This is a genomic window from Baekduia soli (assembly GCF_007970665.1).
GTDB classification, from domain to species: Bacteria; Actinomycetota; Thermoleophilia; order Solirubrobacterales; family Solirubrobacteraceae; genus Baekduia; species Baekduia soli.
The window spans coordinates 2,672,995-2,689,955 of sequence record NZ_CP042430.1 but is presented as its reverse complement, the minus strand read 5'-3'; the positions used below and the strand labels follow the sequence as shown (position 1 = coordinate 2,689,955).

The following is a 16,961-nucleotide window of genomic DNA, read 5'->3' as shown; positions in this document are numbered from 1 at the left end:
TCGGGCCGGCGCGGCGGCGGCGCGGTTGTGGCCGGCCACCGGATCTGGTTGGTTGGCCCGATGCACGTCACGGAGTTCCGCGCGCTGGTCTCGGCGCCCCAGGATGGACGGGACCGGCGCGAGATGCGGACGCTGACGCTCGACGACCTGCCCGCGGGCGAGCTGCTCGTCCGCGTCGGGTGGTCGGGGGTCAACTACAAGGACGCCCTCGCGGCGTCGGCGACCGGCGGGGTCGCCGAGATCGACGTGCTCGTGCCCGGCATCGACCTCGCGGGTGAGGTCGTCGAGAGCGCCGACGCCGCGTTCGCACCCGGCGACGCGATCGTCGTGCACGGCTACGGCCTCGGCACCGCCCGCCACGGCGGGTACGCTGAGTACGCTCGCGTCCCGTCCGCCTGGGCCCTGCCGGTGCCCGCCGGCCTGACCCCTCGCGACGCGATGGTCCTCGGCACGGCGGGCTGGACGGCCGCGGCGTCGATCGACGCGCTCCAGCACCACGGGCTGCGCGCCGGCGGGGGTCCGGTCCTGGTGACCGGCGCCACGGGCGGCGTGGGCATGTGCGCGGTGGCGATGCTCGCGCGCCTGGGGTGCGAGGTCACGGCGTGCACGGGCAAGACCGCCGAGCACGCCCGGCTCCTGGAGCTCGGCGCCGCCGAGGTGATCGGCCGCGAGGAGATCGCCCCGAGCGGCAAGCCGCTGGCGCGCCAGCGCTGGGCCGGCGTGGTCGACTGCGTCGGCGGCGACGTGCTCGCGGGACTGCTGCCCGCCGTGCGCTACGGCGGCGCGGTCGCCGCCAGCGGCATGGCCGGCGGCTTCGCGGTCAAGACCACCGTGTTGCCCTTCATCCTGCGCGGCGTCGGCCTGCTGGGCATCAACTCCGTCGACACCCCGATGGGCCCCCGCCGAGCCGTGTGGGACCGGATGGCCGGCGACCTGCGCCCGGCCGACCTCGGGGCGCTGGCCCACGAGATCGCGCTCGAGGAGGTCCCGGCGACGATGGACGCGCTCCTGGCGTCCGAGCACGTGGGGCGCGCGGTGGTGGCGGTGGGCTGAGGCCGGCGTCAGCCCAGCCGGACGGCGAGGGTCCCGACGCGCTTGCCCGGGTCCTGCAGCGACGGCCTCGTGCCGACGCGCGGATGGCGCGCCTGCGTGCGGTAGCTGACGACGACGCGGTAGGTGCCAGGGCGCCGGCACGGCATCGGGACGTCCTTGATCACGCGCCCGCCCGCGGCGACGTCGTGCTCCACCTCGGTCCCGATCGCCCCCTGGGGCGCGCACGAGGCCGGCGGGTACACCATGATGGTGTAGGCGCTGGTCGCGTCGACCACGGCGACGCGCGCCGTGAACCGGACGCGCATGACCCGGCGGTCCACCACGCGAGCGGCGATCGGCGTGCGCACCGCGCCGACCGCAGGCTGGGCGACGGGCACGAACCCCGGCGGGTCGGCGCAGGCGCCGCGCAGGCCCAGCGTCGGCACGACGCGGCAGCTCTCCCCCGCGCCGTAGTCCACACGGGCGATCACGGAGGAGTCAGGCGTGAGCGTCGCGAGGTACATGTCCGAGCTCAGGCTGCCCCGCTTCGTGCGGATCTCCCGCGTCGGCGCGCGCGGGCCGACGACGAGGTAGCCGCCGCCCGGGCCCAGCGCCCGGACGGTCCGTGTCCCCGTGGCCGTGCGGTAGGTGACCCGCGTGGCCCGCGGCCCCAGCAGGCCGTAGTCCAGGCTGCGCAGGTCGCGGTCCGGGCAGGTCTGCCGACCCGACTGGTAGATGATGCACTTCGACGGGCCCGCGCCGCCCGCGGGCACCGCGCCGAGGTGGACCCCCAGGAACCCCTGCCCGGCACCGTCGTGCGGGACGCACGTCGTGCCGTCGGCGATGACGCCCACCCGCAGCTCGTGGAACCGCCCGTCGCCGCCGAAGGCGCCCTGGGTGCCCAGCAGGCCGATCCGGCCCTGCAGGACCCGGCCGACCTGCACGCAGGTGAAGCCGCGGCTCGTCGCGAAGCTGCGCAGCCCCCACGGCAGCCCGCCGGCGGGGTCGGCGACCGTCGTGGTCAGCAGGTGCACCGTGCCGGGCACCGGCAGCCCGAGGCCCCTGCCGGGCGCGGGGGCGCCGAACCGGTAGGGGGCGGGCACGGGCGAGCCGACCGACAGCAGCGACGTGGCCGCCCACGCGCCCCCGCCGACGAGCAGGCTGGTGAGCGCGGCGACGAGCGCGAGCGCACGGCGCGAGCGCGGGATCCGCCCGCGTCGCGGCGTGCGGCGATCGCGCCGCGCGGCGACCTGGCGCTCGGCCGCGGCCATGAGCCGGCGCTCGAGCGTGTCGAGGGGATGCTCAGACATCCGCGCAGTCCTCCAGCCGGTCGCGCAGGGTCCGCAGGCCGCGGCTGACGCGCTGGCGCACGACGCTCTCCGAGCATCCCATCCGGCGGGCGATCTCGGGGTAGTCGTCCTCCTGCACGTGCCGGGCGACGATCGCGTCGCGCTGCTCGGGCGGCAGCAGGTCCAGCGCGTCGAGGGCGGGCGTGCCGCCGTCGGCCACGAGCCAGGCCACCGCGTCGTCGTCGAGCACGATCGGCTCCATCGCCAGCGCCCGGCGCGCGGTGTCCTCCACCCGCCCGCGGCGGGCGGCGTCGCGCCACAGGTTGCGCGCGATGCCGTAGAGCCAGGCGACCCCGGGCGACGGCCCGGGCTCGTAGCGGTCCAGCCCGCGCAGCGCGCGGGCGAACGTCTCGGCGGTCAGGTCGAATGCGGTCTCGGCGCCCACCCCGCGCCGGGCGAACCAGCGCTGGATGCCGTGGACGTGGCGGCGGTAGAAGCAGGCGAACGCCGCCGGGTCGGCGCGCGCGACCACGAGCAGCTCTCGGTCGTCCGGCTGGTCCATCCGGACGTCCATGGCGTCCGGGGGCGATCTGTGACCGCCGTCGTCACCGGCGGCGCCGGCGGCGCTCGGTCCGGCGCAGCTCGTCGGAGGCCTCCAGCAGCGGCTCGACGTGGCGGCGCGCCAGCAGCGCGGGCACCGTGGCCAGCAGGAAGTTGAACGCGCGGTAGGCGACGACGGCCGCCAGCGCGGGGGCCAGCGGCTGGCGCACCCAGTACAGCGAGTAGGTCATGAGGACCTCGGTGACCCCGGCGCCGGCGAGCGGCAGCGACCGGCGGGTCGCCGCGTAGCCGGTGGCGTAGGCGATGATGACCTTGCCGGGTCCGAGGTCCAGGCCGAACGTGCGGCACGCCGCGTAGAAGGCCACGATGTCGGCCAGCCAGTAGGCGGCCGTGCCCAGCCAGGCCGCGGCGTAGGTGCGCGGCCGGGTCACCAGCGTGTGCAGGACGCCCGCGCCGTCGAGCAGGTCGGCCAGCCACCGGCGGCGCTGGCCGCGGATGCGCGCGAGCCGCCGGCGGCGCCCGGGCGCGCTGGCCCACAGCGCGGCGCCGAGGCCGAGCGGGACCGCGACGGCCCAGGGCCACAGCAGCGAGGGCAGCATGTCGGCGCGCTGGGCCAGGAGCGCGATGGCGGTGACCGCCGCCGTCGGCGCCAGGATCGCCCACTCCAGCATCCCGAGGCCGAGCACGAGCACGCGGGCGCTGCGCTCGTCCTCGTGCCACGCGTGCAGCGCCTGCTTGTCGATCCCGAACCCGCCCGTGACGTGGAACGGGCCGAAGCCGGCGGCGACCACGCGACCGACCATCGGCAGGCCGAGCGGCGCGTGGCCGAGCGTCCGCGCCACGGACCGGTAGGCGATCGCGTACGCGGGATAGGTGCACGCCTCGGCGACGGCGATGAGGCCGATCCACCCAGGCTCGACCTCCTCGAACGCGCGGCCGACCGCGTCGGCGCCGGTGACGTGGGCGATGAGCAGCGCGCCCGCCGAGGCGATCGCCGTCGCCAGCACCGACATGATGAACGGATGGCCCCGCAGCCAGACGCGCACGAGGCGCGAGCGTACTCCCGGTGCGCGGCGGTCAGTGGTGGAGCCGGTGCACGACGGCGTGGCCGCGGCCGCGGGCGATGAGCCACCGGTTGACGGGCACCGCCGCCCAGAAGGCGATGAACAACGCACCGGCCAGCGACCCCCAGAACAGCGGGTCGCCGAGCCCGGCGGCCATCGCCCCCGGGATGGCCAGCACGGTCAGGGAGTCCAGCAGCTCCATCGTGGCGATGGAGAACGTGTCGGATGCGAGCGCCAGCGGCAGCGCGCGGCGCGGGCCGAGCCCGGCCCGCAGCAGCGGCACCATCGTCAGCGCGTAGCCGAACACGAAGGCCAGCAGCACCGAGGCGGCGATCGACAGGCCGTTGCCCCAGCCGAAGGCCGTGGCCAGCACGAGCCCCAGGACCTCGCCGATCGCGCAGCCCGTCAGGCAGTGCAGGGTCGCGGCGACCGCCGTGCGGGTGAGCTCCGAGCCATGGGCGTGCATGAGCCCATGATACCCCCCTGGAGTATAACTATCACCGCTTCACGGTTGTGGAGTTGATACGTTGCGCGTGGAGGGTCACCCTCCGGACCTGCTGCAGGCCGGCATCGTCGCGCGGCGCAAGGAGGGTCCGAGCTCCCGCTACCGGGCTGGACGCCCTCGTCGGCGACGCTGTACGAGCTGGTCTGTGGCGGCCTCCAGAGCCAGCCGGCCGAGCCCTCGGCCGCGGCGGCGCACTTTCCCCAGCCACCGCCCGTAGTCGCCCCCGATGCGCCCGCCCCCGCGCTCCACCAGGCTGAACCGATTGACCCTCTCGGAGAGACGCTGATGAGCACCACCGCCCCCAGGGCCCAGACGACGACATCCGCCCCGGCGCCGGCCGACCGCCCGTCAGGCCCGATCGGCCGGCTGGGCCGCTACGCGGCCACCCACACGCGGATGGTCTTCATCGCCTGGGCCGTCGTGGCCGTGGCGCTCGGGGCCTTCGCGCCGCGGGTCGAGAAGGCCCTGTCGGGCGCGGGCTGGCAGGCCAACGGCTCGGAGTCGGTGCAGGTCCGCGATCTGGTCAAGCGGGAGTTCGCCGGGCTCAACAGCACGGGCCTGATGGTCGTGGTCCACAGCCCCGCCCAGACGGCGGCCTCGCCCGCCTTCCAGCGCACGATCGGCCAGGTCGCGGCCAGGCTCAAGGGCGACGGCCGCGTGGCGTCGGTGTCGCTGCCGGTCGCCGGGCAGACGATCAGCGCCGACGGCCACACCGCCATCGTCATGGCCGGCGCCAGGGCCGACGCCAACACCATGGTCCGCGCCGCCGACGACCTCAAGGCCCCCGTCACCGCCCTGGGCACCAAGGACGTCCAGGTCGCGCTGACCGGCGCCTCGGGCATGTGGTCGGACTTCAACGAGGCCAACCGCAGCGCGATGATGCGCTCGGAGATGTTCTCCTGGCCGGTGACGATGGGCATCCTCGTCCTGGCCTTCGGCTCGATGGTCGCCGCCGGCCTGCCGCTGCTGCTGACCATCCTCGGCCTCGTGGCCTCGGCCGGCTCGCTGTTCCTGCTGACCAAGGTCTCGCCCATCTCGATCTGGGCGATGAACTTCGCGCTGATGTTCGCGCTGGCGCTGGGCATCGACTACGCCCTGTTCATCGTCATGCGCTTCCGCGGCGCGCTCTTCGGCCAACACGAGAACCGCGTCGACGCCGTGACCGAGACCATGGACACCGCCGGCAAGGCCGTGCTGTTCAGCGGCGTCACCGTGCTGATCTCGCTGACCGCCGTCATGCTCGTCGACAGCCCCGCCTTCCGCTCGATGGCCGTCGGCATCATGCTCTCGGTCCTCTTCATCCTGGCCGCCACGTTGACCCTGCTGCCCGCCGTGCTGGGCAGGCTGGGCACCAAGGTCGACAACCTCTCCCTCCCATGGGTCCACCACGGCGAGCACCGCTCGGCGCGGTTCGCCGCGTGGGGCGAATACCTCTGGCGGCGCCCCTGGGCCCTGGGCCTGGGCACCGTCGCCGTGCTCGGCGCGCTGGCCATCCCGGTCTTCTCGCTGAGCACCGGCATGCCCTCCATCAAGGTGGTGCCCAAGACCGACACCAGCCGACAGGGCTACCTGCTCGTCCAGCAGGCGTTCGGCATCGGCGCCCCCGGCGCCCTGCAGGTCACCGCCCCGGCCGCCGACGCCGCTCGCGTCCGCGCGCTGCTGGCCGCCGACCCCTCCATCGCCCAGGTCACCCCGCCCCGGCCCGGCGCCTCCGGACAGGTCGTCCTCCTGCAGGCCGTCCCCAAGGTCGACCCCTCCTCCAAGCAGCTGGGCACGGCGATCGACCGCCTGCGCGCCACGCTGCCCGCCGGCACGATGGTCGGCGGCGCCCCCGCCGAGAACCACGACCTCGAGACCGAGCTGTCGGCCAAGACCCCGCTCGTCATCGGCGTCGTGCTCGGCCTCGGCTTCCTGCTGCTGCTGGTCGCCCTGCAGGCCCCGCTCATCGCCGCCATCGGCGTGCTGACCAACCTGCTGGCCACCGGCGCCGCCTTCGGCATCGCCAAGCTCATCTTCCAGGAGGGCCACGCCTCCAGCCTGCTGGGCTTCGAGCCCCAGGGCTTCCTCGACGCCTGGGGACCCGTGTTCTTCTTCGCGATGATCTTCGCGATCAGCATGGACTACACCGTGTTCCTGCTCTCCAGCGCCAAGGAGCACTGGGACCGCACCGGCGACGCCAAGGACGCCATGGTCGGCGGCCTGGCGCACTCCGGGCGCGTGATCTTCGCCGCCGGCGCCGTCATGGTCGCCGTCTTCTTCACCTTCGCCCTCTCCGGCCCGCTGCCGCCCAAGGAGATGGGCATCATCCTCGGCGTCGCCGTCCTGCTCGATGCGCTGCTGGTCCGGCTGCTGCTCGTGCCGATCCTCCTGCGCCTCACCGGCACCAAGGCCTGGTACCTGCCCCGCTGGCTGGACCGCATCCTGCCCGACGTCACGTTCGGCCACTGACCTGGGCCCGCTCCGTCGCCTGAGCCGTGGGCCCGGACCGCCCGCGCCGTAGTTCCCCGCAGCGGATCGGCACGCATGCACCGATGCGCCGGCGGCGCCCCGCCGCGAATATCACAACCACACAAGCGTAAAGCTGTGCATACCCCAGGAGAGTCGACACCATGAGCATGACCGCCATCGCCCGCCGCACCGGCGGCGGGCTCAGGCACGAGATCGACGTCAACGGCCGCCATGTCCTCGTCACCGACGAGCCACTGTCGCTCGGCGGCACCGACGAGGGTCCGGCACCGCACGAGCTGCTCGCGGCCACGCTGGCCTCGTGCATCTCGACGATGATCGCCCTGTACGCCAACCGGAACGGGTGGTCGCTGGACGACCTCAGCGTCGAGGTCGACTACGACACCCAGTCCCAGCCTCGGCGGTTCGACATCCGCGTCAACCTGCCGGCCGGCCTGACGGAGGCCCAGCACACGCGCCTGCGGCGCGTGGCCGACACCTGCCCCGTGCGTCGCGCGCTCGAGGCCGGATTCGCGTTCGACGAGCAGTTCGTCGTCCCGACGCCAGAGCTGCGGGTCGCCTAGCCGGACACGGCGCGGCCGCACGAGCACGACCGACGTCTCGACCCGGCGCTCGGCATCGACCAGGAGGTCCGCAGGATGAGGTCGCCGACATGCAGGGGCCGGGCCGGCGGTCGGCCGGGATGACGCCGCGGTGGGCCTGCGCGGCCGCGTTGGCGATCTCGACGATCTCGGCGTGCTCCTCGGACGGGCAGGGACGCCGTCGCTCACCGCGATGCCTCACGATCCACGGGCCCGAGCATGCACGCGATCCGCGGGATCCTCGCGTCGGCCGTGCGGGGTCCTACGGAGGTGCCGCGGCCGCGGTCGCGGGACCCTGGACCCATGCTCCGCACCACCCTGGCGCTGATCCTGGCAGCCGTCGCGTCCGGCCTCGCCTCCTCCCCCGCACTGGCCTCCGTCGCGGCCGAGCAGCAGGCCGGCGGGGCGCTGGCCCAGCAGGTCCGCTCCGGCGCGCGCACGTGCGGGAGCCTGTCGGCCGAGGATCTCGACCAGGTCGGAGAGTTCGCCATGGGCCGCGCCGTCGGCTCGACGGCCGCGCACGAGGCGATGGACGCCCGGATGACGGCCGTGATGGGCGCCGCGGCCGAGTCACGGATGCACCAGGTGCTCGGTGCGCAGTACGTGGGCTGCGCCACCGGCACGGGCGGCGCGAGCACGATGATGGGCGGCCGGGGCGCCATGATGGGCACCGGCTCGGGCATGTGGAGCTGGATGGCCGGGTCGCGCTGGCGCGCGATGAGCCCCGCCGACTGGCAGGCGGTCCAGCAGCGCGTCCTCGGCGCCTCGGCGGTCCACCCCCGCGACGCCGGGTGGAACTCCCGCGAGGCCGGGCTGATCGCCATCGCGGTCGCGGTCGCCGGCGTCGGGGCCGGGCTGCTCCTCCTGCGCCGCCGGCGAAGGATCCGCGCCGCTCCGCGCGCGCCCGGCGCGCCGCGCCCGGCACGCGGGACCTGACCGCAGACGCCCGTCCCCCCCATCCGGACAGCCCGGTCGCCGCGTCGGCGGTTACCGTATGTGAAGGCCGTGCGAAACGGCCGCCCTGCACGAAGGAGCCGACCGCCACCGTGGACTACCGCATCGCTCACGCCCTCGACCGCTTCTCGACGCGCCACGACGGCTTCGAGGACGTCCTGCGCGCCTACGTCATGGCGTCGGAGTACCTGTTCATCGCCCTCGTCGTCGTCCTCGTCCTGGCCGCCCTCGTGCGCCGCGAGCACCTCACACGCGCCACGGGGATCGTCGCCGGCGCCAGCGCGGCCGTGGCCCTGCTCATCGGCAAGGTCATCAGCACGGCCGCCGACCGCCCGCGCCCGTTCGTCAGCCACCACAGCATCGTCGACTTCCTCGCCCACGCGCCCGACCCGGGCATGCCGAGCGACCATGCCACGGCGGCGTTCGCCATCGGGACCGCGATCCTCCTGGCCCACCGCCGGCTCGGCACGCTCGTGCTGCTCGCCGCGACCGTGGTGGCGCTCGGCCGGGTCTTCCTCGGCGTGCACTACCTCAGCGACGTCGCCGCCGGGGCGGCGCTGGGCGCGGCGAGCGCGGTGGCCGTCACCCACCTCGCCCGCCGCCTGCCCGACATCCGGCTCCCGCTCGTCACGCGCGCCTGAGCGAACGCCCGGCGGGAGCCCTCCCGGCGCTCAGCCGGCGACGCGGATCAGCTTCTTGTTGACGAACTCGTCGGCGCCGAAGCGCCCGAGCTCGCGGCCGAAGCCCGAGCCCTTGACGCCGCCGAACGGCAGCTCGACGCCCTCGGCCCCGACGGCGTTGACGAACACCATGCCCGCCTCGATGCGGTCGGCGACGCGCAGCGCCTGGTCGGGGTCGTTCGTGAACACGTAGGACCCCAGGCCGTATTCGGTGTCGTTGGCCAGCTTGACGGCCTCGTCCTCGGAGGCGACGCGGTAGACGGAGGCGACCGGGCCGAAGAACTCCTCCTTGTAGGCGTCGTTGTCCGGCGTGATGCCGGTCAGGACGGTCGTCCCGAAGAAGTTGCCCTCCCGGCTGCCGCCGGCGACGAGCGTCGCGCCCTGGGCGGTCGCGCGCTTGACCTGGTCCTCCAGGCGGTCGGTCGCACCCGACGACGACAGCGGGCCCAGGACGGTGCCGGCCGACTTGGGGTCGCCCGGCTCGATCTTGGTCAGCGCGGCGGTGAACTTCTCCAGGAACGGCTCGTAGAGGTCGTCGACGACGATGAAGCGCTTGGCGGCGTTGCACGCCTGGCCGCCGTTCTCCAGCCGCCCGCCGACCGCGGCCTCGACGACCGCATCGAGGTCGTCGGTGGCCAGCACGATGAACGGATCGGACCCGCCGAGCTCGAGCACGACCTTCTTGAGGTTGCGGCCGGCGATCTCGGCCACGGCCGCGCCGGCGCGGCCCGAGCCCGTCAGCGACACCCCCTGCACGCGCGGGTCGGCGATGACCGTGGCGATCTGGTCGTTGGTGGCGTAGATGTTGATGTAGGCGTCGACCGGCACGCCGGCGTCGTGGTAGATCTGCTCGATCGCCGCCGCCGACTCCGGGCACTGCGGCGCGTGCTTGAGCAGGATCGTGTTGCCGATGACCAGGTTGGGGCCGGCGAAGCGCGCCACCTGGTAGTAGGGGTAGTTCCACGGCATGATCCCGAGCAGGACGCCCAGCGAGGTGCGCCGGATGAACGCCGAGCCCTCGCCCTCGAGCAGCTCGATCGGCTCGTCGGCCAGCAGCGACTCGGCGTTGTCGGCGTAGTACTCGTAGATCGCAGCGCTGAAGTCCACCTCGCCGAGGGCCTGCTCGACCGGCTTGCCCATCTCGCGGCAGATGATCTCGGCCAGCGCCTGGCGGCGCTCGGTGTGCAGCTCTCCGACGCGGCGGATCAGCGCCGCGCGCTCGGCGACGGAGGTGCCCCGCCCCCAGGGCTCGTGCGCCGCGTGGGCGCGCCCGATCGCGGCCTCGAGGTCGGCGTCGCCGATCGTCGGGTAGCGCCTGATCGTCTCACCCGTCGCCGGGTCGACCACTGCGTAGTCACTCATGAAGGCTCCTGGCTCTCGTCGTGGTGGGACCGCTGCCCACGGCGTCGCTATTGCACCACATCGCCGCCGCCCCGCCGTGCGCCGCTCCCGGGCTGCCCGCACGCGTCCTCGCGATGCCCGTTGGTGCAATGAGGCGGCGGTCGGCCTGGACACCCCGGCACACCCCCGTATGCTCGCCGCCCATGTCGAAGGTGCGAGGGCTGGCGGTCGCCGTGGTCATGGCCGTCGCAGCGGGGCCGGCCGTCGCGATCGCGGCGGGTCCGGCGCCGGTGGCGCAGGCCGCGGCGGCGATCGTCCTGCACGGCAGGTTGCAGCACATGAGGGGCCTCACGGCGACCTACACGTCGAGCCGGGGGACGTTCGCCGCGACCTGGATCGGCAAGCGGCACTACCGCCTGACGGGACGGATCGGCGGCCGCGCGCTGAGCGGGACGTTCCGCACGCGTCAGGCGTCGGGCGGTACGCGGTACGTCGCGAGCGGAAGCGGCCGGCTCGGGAGCCGGCCGGTGCGCATCAGCGGCGGCGGCCCCGACGATCTCTCACGAGCCACGCTCATCCTGCGGTGAGGCTGCGCAACCCGGCGGCACGACCTTCGTCCAGTCCTCGAGCAGACCGTCTCCATGGTGGATGTGCCGGTGGATATGGTACGCCACGGACACGGGAGCAAGGAGGCGATCGGACGTTGTCGCACGCCAGGGCTTCAACCGGGGCGCGCCGCCGGACGCGGGTGGCAGTGATCGAGGAGGACGACCTCCTCCGCTACGGGTTGGTCGGGTGCCTCAACGAGGACCAGCGCCTCGAGGTCATGGTGGCCACGCCCGAGACGCTGGAGCGCCATGAGGCCGACATCGCCATCGTCTCCAGCAGCGTCGCGCGCGAGCACCTCTTCGCGTGCCCGATCATCATCTACGGCGACATCGCGCACGCCGCGACGACCGCCGGGCACAACGACATCGCCGGCGCCCTGCACCGGAGCTCGCTGACCATCGCCCAGCTCCACGCGACCGTCCACGCCGCCGCGGCCGGGCTGCGCGTCAACAGCCACGCCAACGGCCACGCGCCGCCGGTCGACTCCCGCGAGATCCGGCTGCTCGAGCTCATCGCCGACGGGTGCTCGACGCGCGAGATCGCCGAGCAGATGAGCTACTCCGAGCGGACGATCAAGAAGCTCATCACGGGCCTCGAGGACCGGCTCGACGCCCGCAGCCGTCCCCAGATCGTCGCCCAGGCCATCCGGCGCGGGCTGATCTGACCATGCCCGGATCACCTCTCCGGACGACCGGTTGCACGAACGGGAGCCGCACGGCTCCCGATCGTGCACGCACAGCGCCCGTTCGGTCCCCCGCCTCGACGCGACGGACCCTAGTCCGCACGGCCGGCGCGCGATGGGATGCCCGCATGTCATCACTCGGACGGATCTGGGTGGACCACAGCAACCCCGTCCTGCGTCACGGGATCGTCGGCTGCCTCCGGGAGGCGTCGCACGACGTCGCCGGGTCCGGAGCCGGCCTGCGGCCCGTCCCGGACCTCGCCGGGGTGTCCCTGCTCATCTTCGACATCGAGGGCAGCGGCGTCGACCGGGCCGTCGCGCTGGCGCGCGGGCGGGACCTTCGGCTCGTCGGCCTGTTCGGCGGTCCGGGCTCCGACGGGCTGCGCGACCTGCAGCGCGCCGGCCTCAGCGCGGTGCTCGGCACGACCGCCCTGACCCCCTCGCGCCTGCTGACCTGCATCCAGGCCGTGCAGCGGCTCCCGGGGCCGCCGTCGCGGCCGCGGCGGATGCTCGTCGGGACCTCCCCGCCCTGCGCCGCGCGGTTCACCCCCCGCGAGATCGACGTCCTGCGCCTGCTCGCCGACGGGGCGACCACCCGCGACATCGCCCAGCGGATGAACTACTCGGAGCGCACGGTGAAGCACATCGTCCACGACGTGCTCGTCAAGCTGCGCGGGCGCACCCGTGCCCACGCCGTAGCCGTCGCCGCCCGCAGCGGCGTGATCTGAGCCGCCCGGCATGACCCCGAAGGTCGCCGTCATCGGCCTGGACTGCGCCGACCCCGCCCTCGTCTTCGGCCCCTGGCTGGAGGACCTGCCCAACATCCGGCGGCTCGTCCAGAGCGGGACGTGGGGCCCGCTGCGCAGCGTCGACCCGCCGATCACCGTGCCCGCCTGGAGCTGCATGACCAGCGGCCACGACCCGGGTGAGCTGGGCATCTACGGGTTCCGCAACCGCGCCGACCACAGCTACGACGCGCTGATGATCGCCGACGCGCGCGCGGTGCACGTCGACCGCGTCTGGGACCGGCTCGGACGCGAGGGCCGGCACGTCGTCGTCGTCGGCGTCCCGCAGACCTCCCCCCCGCCCGAGGTCAACGGCGACCTCGTGTCGTGCTTCTTGACCGGCGACACGCGGCGCGACCCGTTCACCCATCCCACCGGGCTGCGCACGGAGATCGAGCGCCTCGTGGGCACCTACCAGGTCGACGTGCGCAACTTCCGCAGCGAGGACCGCGACCGGATCCTCGCCGAGGTGTACGCGATGACCGAGCAGCGGTTCACGGTGTGCCGGCACCTGCTCGACACCCGGCCCTGGGACTTCTTCATGATGGTGGAGATCGGCGTGGACCGCCTCCACCACGCCTTCTGGCGCTTCACCGACCCCGCGCATCCGCGCTACGAGCCCGGCCACCGCTACGCGGACGTCATCCACAGCTACTACCGCTACCTCGACGACGAGATCGGCGAGCTGCTGGAGCGCTTCGACGACGAGACGACGGTGCTCGTGGTCTCCGACCACGGGGCGCGGCCGATGGAGGGCGCGATCTGCGTCAACGAGTGGCTCCTGCGGGAGGGCTACCTCGTGCTGCGCGAGCCCGTCGAGGGGCCGACGGCGTTCCGCGACGCCGTCGTGGACTGGGAGAAGACCACCGCCTGGGGCGAGGGCGGGTACTACTGCCGCCTGTGCCTCAACGTGGCCGGCCGCGAGCCCCAGGGGCTCGTCGACCCGGCCGACTACGAGCGCGTCCGCGACGAGATCGCCGCCAGGCTCGAGGCCCTGGGCGGCCCCGACGGGACCCCGATCGGCACCCGCGCGCTGCGCCCCGAGGACCTGTGGCGCGAGCAGCGCGGGATCCCGCCCGACCTCGTCGTGTACTTCGGCGACCTGGGCTGGCGCAGCGCGGGCAGCCTCGGCCACGGCCGCCACTGGACCTTCGACAACGACACGGGTCCCGACGACGCCAACCACGACCGCGACGGCATCTGCATCGTCTCCGGGCCCGGCGTGCCGGCCGAGCACCGCACCGACCTCACGATCTACGACATCGCGCCGACGATCCTGTCGCTGGCGGGAGCGCCGGGGGTCGAGGGGCTGCGCGGCCGCGCGATCGGCGGGACGGTCGGGCGGGTCTAGAGGCCTCCGCGCGGGTGGCCCGTTCGCGCGACGCCTCCGGAGTGGGATGATCCGCGGCGGGTGCGTGATGGCCGCCTCGAACTCCACACGACCGGTCGGCGTCCCCGCACGGGGACCGCTGTTCATCAACGGGTTCCACCGCAGCGGAACCACGGTCATGGCCTGCGCCGTGACCGACGCGGTCGGCGGCATCACCACGACGGTCGGGGTGCTCGCGCGCTCCATCCCATCGCTGGACTCGTTCCTCAAGGCGCTGGACGCCGGCCCGGCCGATCGCGGCGTCGACCGCCTGCCCGTGACGCCGCAGACCGCCGAGGAGTACGGCTTCCTGCTGCACCACCTCACCGGCAAGCGGGCGCTGTACGGCCACCCGGGGGGCGTGCCGCTGCTGCGCGAGCACATCGCCAGCCTCGCCGCCGAGGCGCCCGACGCCACCATCGTGCTCAAGAACCCCTGGGAGGTCGGGCACGAGGCCCGGCTGCTGGCCGACTACCCCGACGCCCACATCATCCTGCTGCGCCGGCGGCTGGCCGACATCGAGCGCAGCATCGACCGGGCGCTGCCGCGCGCGAGCACGTCCGCCTACCTGCGGGCGCTCGACGGCGACAGCGTGCGGCTCGAGGCCCTGCTCGCCTCCCGGTGGCGGCGGCCGCTGTGGCGCTGGGTCCTGCGGATGGCGCTGCGCGGCCGGGCCTTCCGCCTGGCGGCCAGCGTGCGGCGCCTGCCGCCCGACCGCGTCGCGCTGCTCTCCTACGACGAGCTGCGGTCCGACCCGGCGGCAGGCGCTGCGTGGGCCGCTCACCTCATCGACCCGCAGGCGCTGGCGCAGGCCTTCGCCCGGCACGCGTTCGCCGAGCACGACGGGGCGGCCCCGGCCTCGCTCGTGCAGCGCGCCCTCGACCGGCGCTGGGCGCGCGCCTGGGCGCAGGTCCGCGCGGCGCAGGCGCGCGCCGGCATCCTGGCCGGGCCCGCCGGCCCGGTCAGCCCAGCTTCCCGCGCAGCCACGTGAGGTTGGTCGCCAGCGACCAGGGCAGCGTGCTCGGGGACGCGAAGCCGGGATCGAAGGTCGGCGGCGACGCGCAGCTCCAGTACGGCCACGACGGCGTCGAGCTCTCCCAGAAGCAGTGGTCGGCGAAGCCGTCGGCGACCTGCGAGTGCTCCACGACGTCGTAGCCCGAGCCGTCGGCCCGCAGGCACGGCGACGCGGCGCAGCTCTGGCCCGTGAGCTGGTTGAGGGCGTCGAGCGTGTCGACGTCGGCACGCCCGATCGTGATCCGGACCCGGTCGTCGGGCAGCGCGCGGGTGCCCGACGGCGCGGCCAGCGTCGCGGCCTCGATCGGCGTGTTGACCCCGATGAGCCACGCCGCGCGCACCATCGCGGAGTGGTTGCGGGCCAGCGCCGCGATCACCCCGCCCTGGCTGAAGCCGCTGACGAGCACGCCACGCGAGCAGTCGGCCTTGGCGCGGGCGCACACCTTCGCCAGCCCGTTGCCGGGCTGCGCGGCGTCGAACATGCACCGTGCGTGGCCGTCCATGAACGGCGGCCAGAGCCCCGTCGCGGTGCTGTCGTAGGTGAACGCCGCCACGACGAAGCCCTGGGCCGCCGCGGCGGCCGCGACCGCCTGGCCCTCGAGGTTGCCCTCCCAGTCGGCCGCCGAGCCGTGCACGTAGACCAGCACGGGGTAGCGACCGGCGGCGGCGGGCTCGGCGCCGTAGACCCCTTCGGTCTCGCTGCAGGCCTGCTGCGCCTCGTCGGTGTAGACGTCGAAGTCGCGGTAGGTGTCGGTGAACGACGCCACGCCGGGCGGGACGGGCACCGTCCAGACCGGCGCGGGCGCGGGGATCGGCGCCGGGGCCGGGGTCGCCGGCGCCGGCGTCGTGCCCGGGGCCGCCGCCACCGGCGTGCCCGACTGCGCCGACACCGGGCGCGAGGGCACCGCCGACGGCTTCGGCGACCGGGGCCGGCCGAGCCACGCACGCACGGGCGGCTCGGCGGTCACGGTGGGCACGCCGGCCTCGCTCTGGCCGACCACCGCCGGCGCGAGCGCCAGGAACCGTGCGGTGCGCGTCGGGTCCAGGCCGTCGCCGTAGGGGTGCGAGCACACCGTCCTGGGCAGGCGCGAGGCCCTGGCCGGCCCCGCGTGCCGCACCGCGTCGCGCAGGACGGCGAGCGTGACGGAGTCGACCGTCGTCGCCAGGTGCGACACCTGCCGCCCCGGGCACACGGACTGGATCAGGATGTTGGAGGCGCCCCGCAGCGCGGAGGTGGGGTGTGCGCCGGTCTGGGGGCGCACGATCTCGTCGGTCGCCGACCGGACCGTCGTCCAGGCGGTGTCGCGGCCGGGCGTCTCGTCGCGGCCGTTGTTCAGCGCCCGCAGCAGGTTGGAGCCCTGGGCCTGCTGCCAGAACGCCGGCGGGCAGCCCTGCGTCGCGCAGGACGGCGAGGCCGGCGCCCCGTGCTGGGTGCCCGAGACCGAGACGACGTCGGAGACGCGGGCGCGCAGGCTCGGCCACACCGTGAGCGCCATGCGCGCCAGCAGGCCGCCCTGGCTGACGCCGGCCACCGCGACGGGCCGACCCGCGCGGCGAGCCGTCGTGCGGATGGCGGCGACGAGGTACTGGACGGAGACCTGGAGGTCGGCCGTGGCGTGCTGGGGGAACGTGACGGCGCAGTACGGGTGGCCGATGCGCGCGAACGCCGGGCCGCCGAGCGTGTGGACCTGGGAGCCGTCGGACCCCGTCCCCGGGGCGAAGACGATCGGCGCGGGGGCGTGCGGGCCGATCCGGCCCCAGCACTGCAGCGCGGCGTGCAGCCGGGCGGGCGTGACGGTCAGCGCCGGCTCGGCCGCCGGGGCGGCCGCGGGCACGGCGAGCACGCCGGCGACGGTCAGGGCCACCGCCGCGGCGCGGATCATGGCCGCCGCGCCACGAGCCGGAGGTAGGTCCAGCGGCCTTCCGCGTAGGCGTCGTACATCGCGCTGCCCTCGACCGCGGCGAACGCCAGCGCGTGACGGCGCGCGAAGCGCGGGACCCCGCGCTCGATCCGCTCGCGCCGGCGCGG

16 protein-coding genes are annotated in these 16,961 nt (G+C 74.6%); 10 read left to right on the top strand and 6 right to left on the bottom strand.

Annotated elements, in window-relative coordinates:
• The first annotated feature begins 60 nt into the window (after positions 1–60).
• Positions 61–1,053 (top strand): acrylyl-CoA reductase family protein, encoded by a 993-nt coding sequence (locus FSW04_RS12750; RefSeq protein WP_146919789.1) that lies wholly within the window; start codon positions 61–63, stop codon positions 1,051–1,053.
• 8 nt (positions 1,054–1,061) lie between these two features.
• On the opposite strand, the gene FSW04_RS12745 is transcribed toward FSW04_RS12750, so the two are convergent.
• Genes FSW04_RS12745 through FSW04_RS12730 form a run of 4 tightly spaced genes read right to left on the bottom strand, consistent with a single transcriptional unit; the run spans position 1,062 to position 4,412 of the window.
• The gene (locus FSW04_RS12745; protein ID WP_146919787.1) at positions 1,062–2,342 is read right to left on the bottom strand and encodes a hypothetical protein; all 1,281 of its coding nucleotides are present in this window, start codon (positions 2,340–2,342) and stop codon (positions 1,062–1,064) included.
• Positions 2,335–2,883 (bottom strand): RNA polymerase sigma factor, encoded by a 549-nt coding sequence (locus FSW04_RS12740; RefSeq protein WP_187368731.1) that lies wholly within the window; start codon positions 2,881–2,883, stop codon positions 2,335–2,337. The genes FSW04_RS12745 and FSW04_RS12740 overlap by 8 nt, the downstream gene beginning before the upstream one ends.
• A 43-nt stretch (positions 2,884–2,926) precedes the next feature.
• Entirely contained in the window at positions 2,927–3,928 is a 1,002-nt protein-coding gene (locus tag FSW04_RS12735) for a lysylphosphatidylglycerol synthase domain-containing protein (protein WP_146919783.1), read from the bottom strand.
• A gap of 31 nt (positions 3,929–3,959) precedes the next feature.
• Positions 3,960–4,412, bottom strand: coding sequence for a DUF4396 domain-containing protein (locus FSW04_RS12730; protein ID WP_146919781.1), 453 nt, complete (start codon positions 4,410–4,412; stop codon positions 3,960–3,962).
• Between the two features lie 324 nt (positions 4,413–4,736).
• Between FSW04_RS12730 and FSW04_RS12725 the strand changes: the two genes are divergently transcribed.
• The 4 genes from FSW04_RS12725 to FSW04_RS25995 all read left to right on the top strand — a co-directional run bounded on the left by FSW04_RS12725 (position 4,737) and on the right by FSW04_RS25995 (position 9,093).
• Positions 4,737–6,899 carry an MMPL family transporter gene (locus tag FSW04_RS12725; RefSeq protein WP_146919779.1) on the top strand — a complete coding sequence of 721 codons (2,163 nt, stop codon included), beginning with the start codon at positions 4,737–4,739 and terminating at the stop codon, positions 6,897–6,899.
• Positions 6,900–7,060: 161 nt separating this feature from the next.
• Entirely contained in the window at positions 7,061–7,480 is a 420-nt protein-coding gene (locus FSW04_RS12720; RefSeq protein ID WP_146919777.1) for an OsmC family protein, read from the top strand.
• Positions 7,481–7,801: 321 nt separating this feature from the next.
• Entirely contained in the window at positions 7,802–8,434 is a 633-nt protein-coding gene (locus FSW04_RS26000) for a hypothetical protein (RefSeq protein ID WP_187368730.1), read from the top strand.
• Positions 8,435–8,544: 110 nt separating this feature from the next.
• Positions 8,545–9,093 carry a phosphatase PAP2 family protein gene (locus FSW04_RS25995; protein ID WP_187368729.1) on the top strand — a complete coding sequence of 183 codons (549 nt, stop codon included), beginning with the start codon at positions 8,545–8,547 and terminating at the stop codon, positions 9,091–9,093.
• A gap of 30 nt (positions 9,094–9,123) precedes the next feature.
• On the opposite strand, the gene FSW04_RS12710 is transcribed toward FSW04_RS25995, so the two are convergent.
• Complete coding sequence (locus FSW04_RS12710; RefSeq protein WP_146919773.1) at positions 9,124–10,494, bottom strand: NAD-dependent succinate-semialdehyde dehydrogenase; 1,371 nt, start codon at positions 10,492–10,494, stop codon at positions 9,124–9,126.
• Between the two features lie 182 nt (positions 10,495–10,676).
• Here FSW04_RS12710 and FSW04_RS25990 point away from each other — a divergent pair, with 182 nt between their 5' ends.
• The 5 genes from FSW04_RS25990 (at position 10,677) to FSW04_RS12690 (ending at position 14,909) form a co-directional block, all read left to right on the top strand.
• The gene (locus FSW04_RS25990; protein WP_187368728.1) at positions 10,677–11,060 is read left to right on the top strand and encodes a hypothetical protein; all 384 of its coding nucleotides are present in this window, start codon (positions 10,677–10,679) and stop codon (positions 11,058–11,060) included.
• 161 nt (positions 11,061–11,221) lie between these two features.
• Positions 11,222–11,746, top strand: a complete 525-nt coding sequence (locus tag FSW04_RS25985) for a helix-turn-helix transcriptional regulator (protein ID WP_187368727.1) — start codon at positions 11,222–11,224, stop codon at positions 11,744–11,746.
• A gap of 146 nt (positions 11,747–11,892) precedes the next feature.
• Positions 11,893–12,492: a helix-turn-helix transcriptional regulator gene (locus tag FSW04_RS12700; RefSeq protein WP_187368726.1), complete on the top strand. Its 600-nt coding sequence runs from the start codon at positions 11,893–11,895 to the stop codon at positions 12,490–12,492.
• A gap of 10 nt (positions 12,493–12,502) precedes the next feature.
• Entirely contained in the window at positions 12,503–13,900 is a 1,398-nt protein-coding gene (locus FSW04_RS12695; RefSeq protein ID WP_146919767.1) for an alkaline phosphatase family protein, read from the top strand.
• Positions 13,901–13,946: 46 nt separating this feature from the next.
• Positions 13,947–14,909 (top strand): sulfotransferase, encoded by a 963-nt coding sequence (locus tag FSW04_RS12690; RefSeq protein WP_146919765.1) that lies wholly within the window; start codon positions 13,947–13,949, stop codon positions 14,907–14,909.
• Here FSW04_RS12690 and FSW04_RS12685 read toward each other — a convergent pair.
• Entirely contained in the window at positions 14,881–16,815 is a 1,935-nt protein-coding gene (locus FSW04_RS12685) for an esterase/lipase family protein (protein WP_146919763.1), read from the bottom strand. The two genes, FSW04_RS12690 and FSW04_RS12685, sit on opposite strands and share 29 nt — an antisense overlap.
• Between the last annotated feature and the right edge of the window lie 146 nt (positions 16,816–16,961).

Excerpts from the sequence above, each read along its gene's own strand:
- FSW04_RS12720 (WP_146919777.1), top strand. The coding sequence starts at position 7,061 with ATGAGCATGACCGCCATCGCCCGCCGCACCGGCGGCGGGCTCAGGCAC.
- FSW04_RS12685 (WP_146919763.1), bottom strand. The coding sequence starts at position 16,815 with ATGATCCGCGCCGCGGCGGTGGCCCTGACCGTCGCCGGCGTGCTCGCC.
- FSW04_RS12700 (WP_187368726.1), top strand. The coding sequence starts at position 11,893 with ATGTCATCACTCGGACGGATCTGGGTGGACCACAGCAACCCCGTCCTG.
- FSW04_RS12750 (WP_146919789.1), top strand. The coding sequence starts at position 61 with ATGCACGTCACGGAGTTCCGCGCGCTGGTCTCGGCGCCCCAGGATGGA.
- FSW04_RS12730 (WP_146919781.1), bottom strand. The coding sequence starts at position 4,412 with ATGCACGCCCATGGCTCGGAGCTCACCCGCACGGCGGTCGCCGCGACC.
- FSW04_RS12710 (WP_146919773.1), bottom strand. The coding sequence starts at position 10,494 with ATGAGTGACTACGCAGTGGTCGACCCGGCGACGGGTGAGACGATCAGG.
- FSW04_RS12725 (WP_146919779.1), top strand. The coding sequence starts at position 4,737 with ATGAGCACCACCGCCCCCAGGGCCCAGACGACGACATCCGCCCCGGCG.
- FSW04_RS25990 (WP_187368728.1), top strand. The coding sequence starts at position 10,677 with ATGTCGAAGGTGCGAGGGCTGGCGGTCGCCGTGGTCATGGCCGTCGCA.
- FSW04_RS26000 (WP_187368730.1), top strand. The coding sequence starts at position 7,802 with ATGCTCCGCACCACCCTGGCGCTGATCCTGGCAGCCGTCGCGTCCGGC.
- FSW04_RS12690 (WP_146919765.1), top strand. The coding sequence starts at position 13,947 with ATGATCCGCGGCGGGTGCGTGATGGCCGCCTCGAACTCCACACGACCG.
- FSW04_RS12740 (WP_187368731.1), bottom strand. The coding sequence starts at position 2,883 with ATGGACCAGCCGGACGACCGAGAGCTGCTCGTGGTCGCGCGCGCCGAC.
- FSW04_RS12745 (WP_146919787.1), bottom strand. The coding sequence starts at position 2,342 with ATGTCTGAGCATCCCCTCGACACGCTCGAGCGCCGGCTCATGGCCGCG.
- FSW04_RS12695 (WP_146919767.1), top strand. The coding sequence starts at position 12,503 with ATGACCCCGAAGGTCGCCGTCATCGGCCTGGACTGCGCCGACCCCGCC.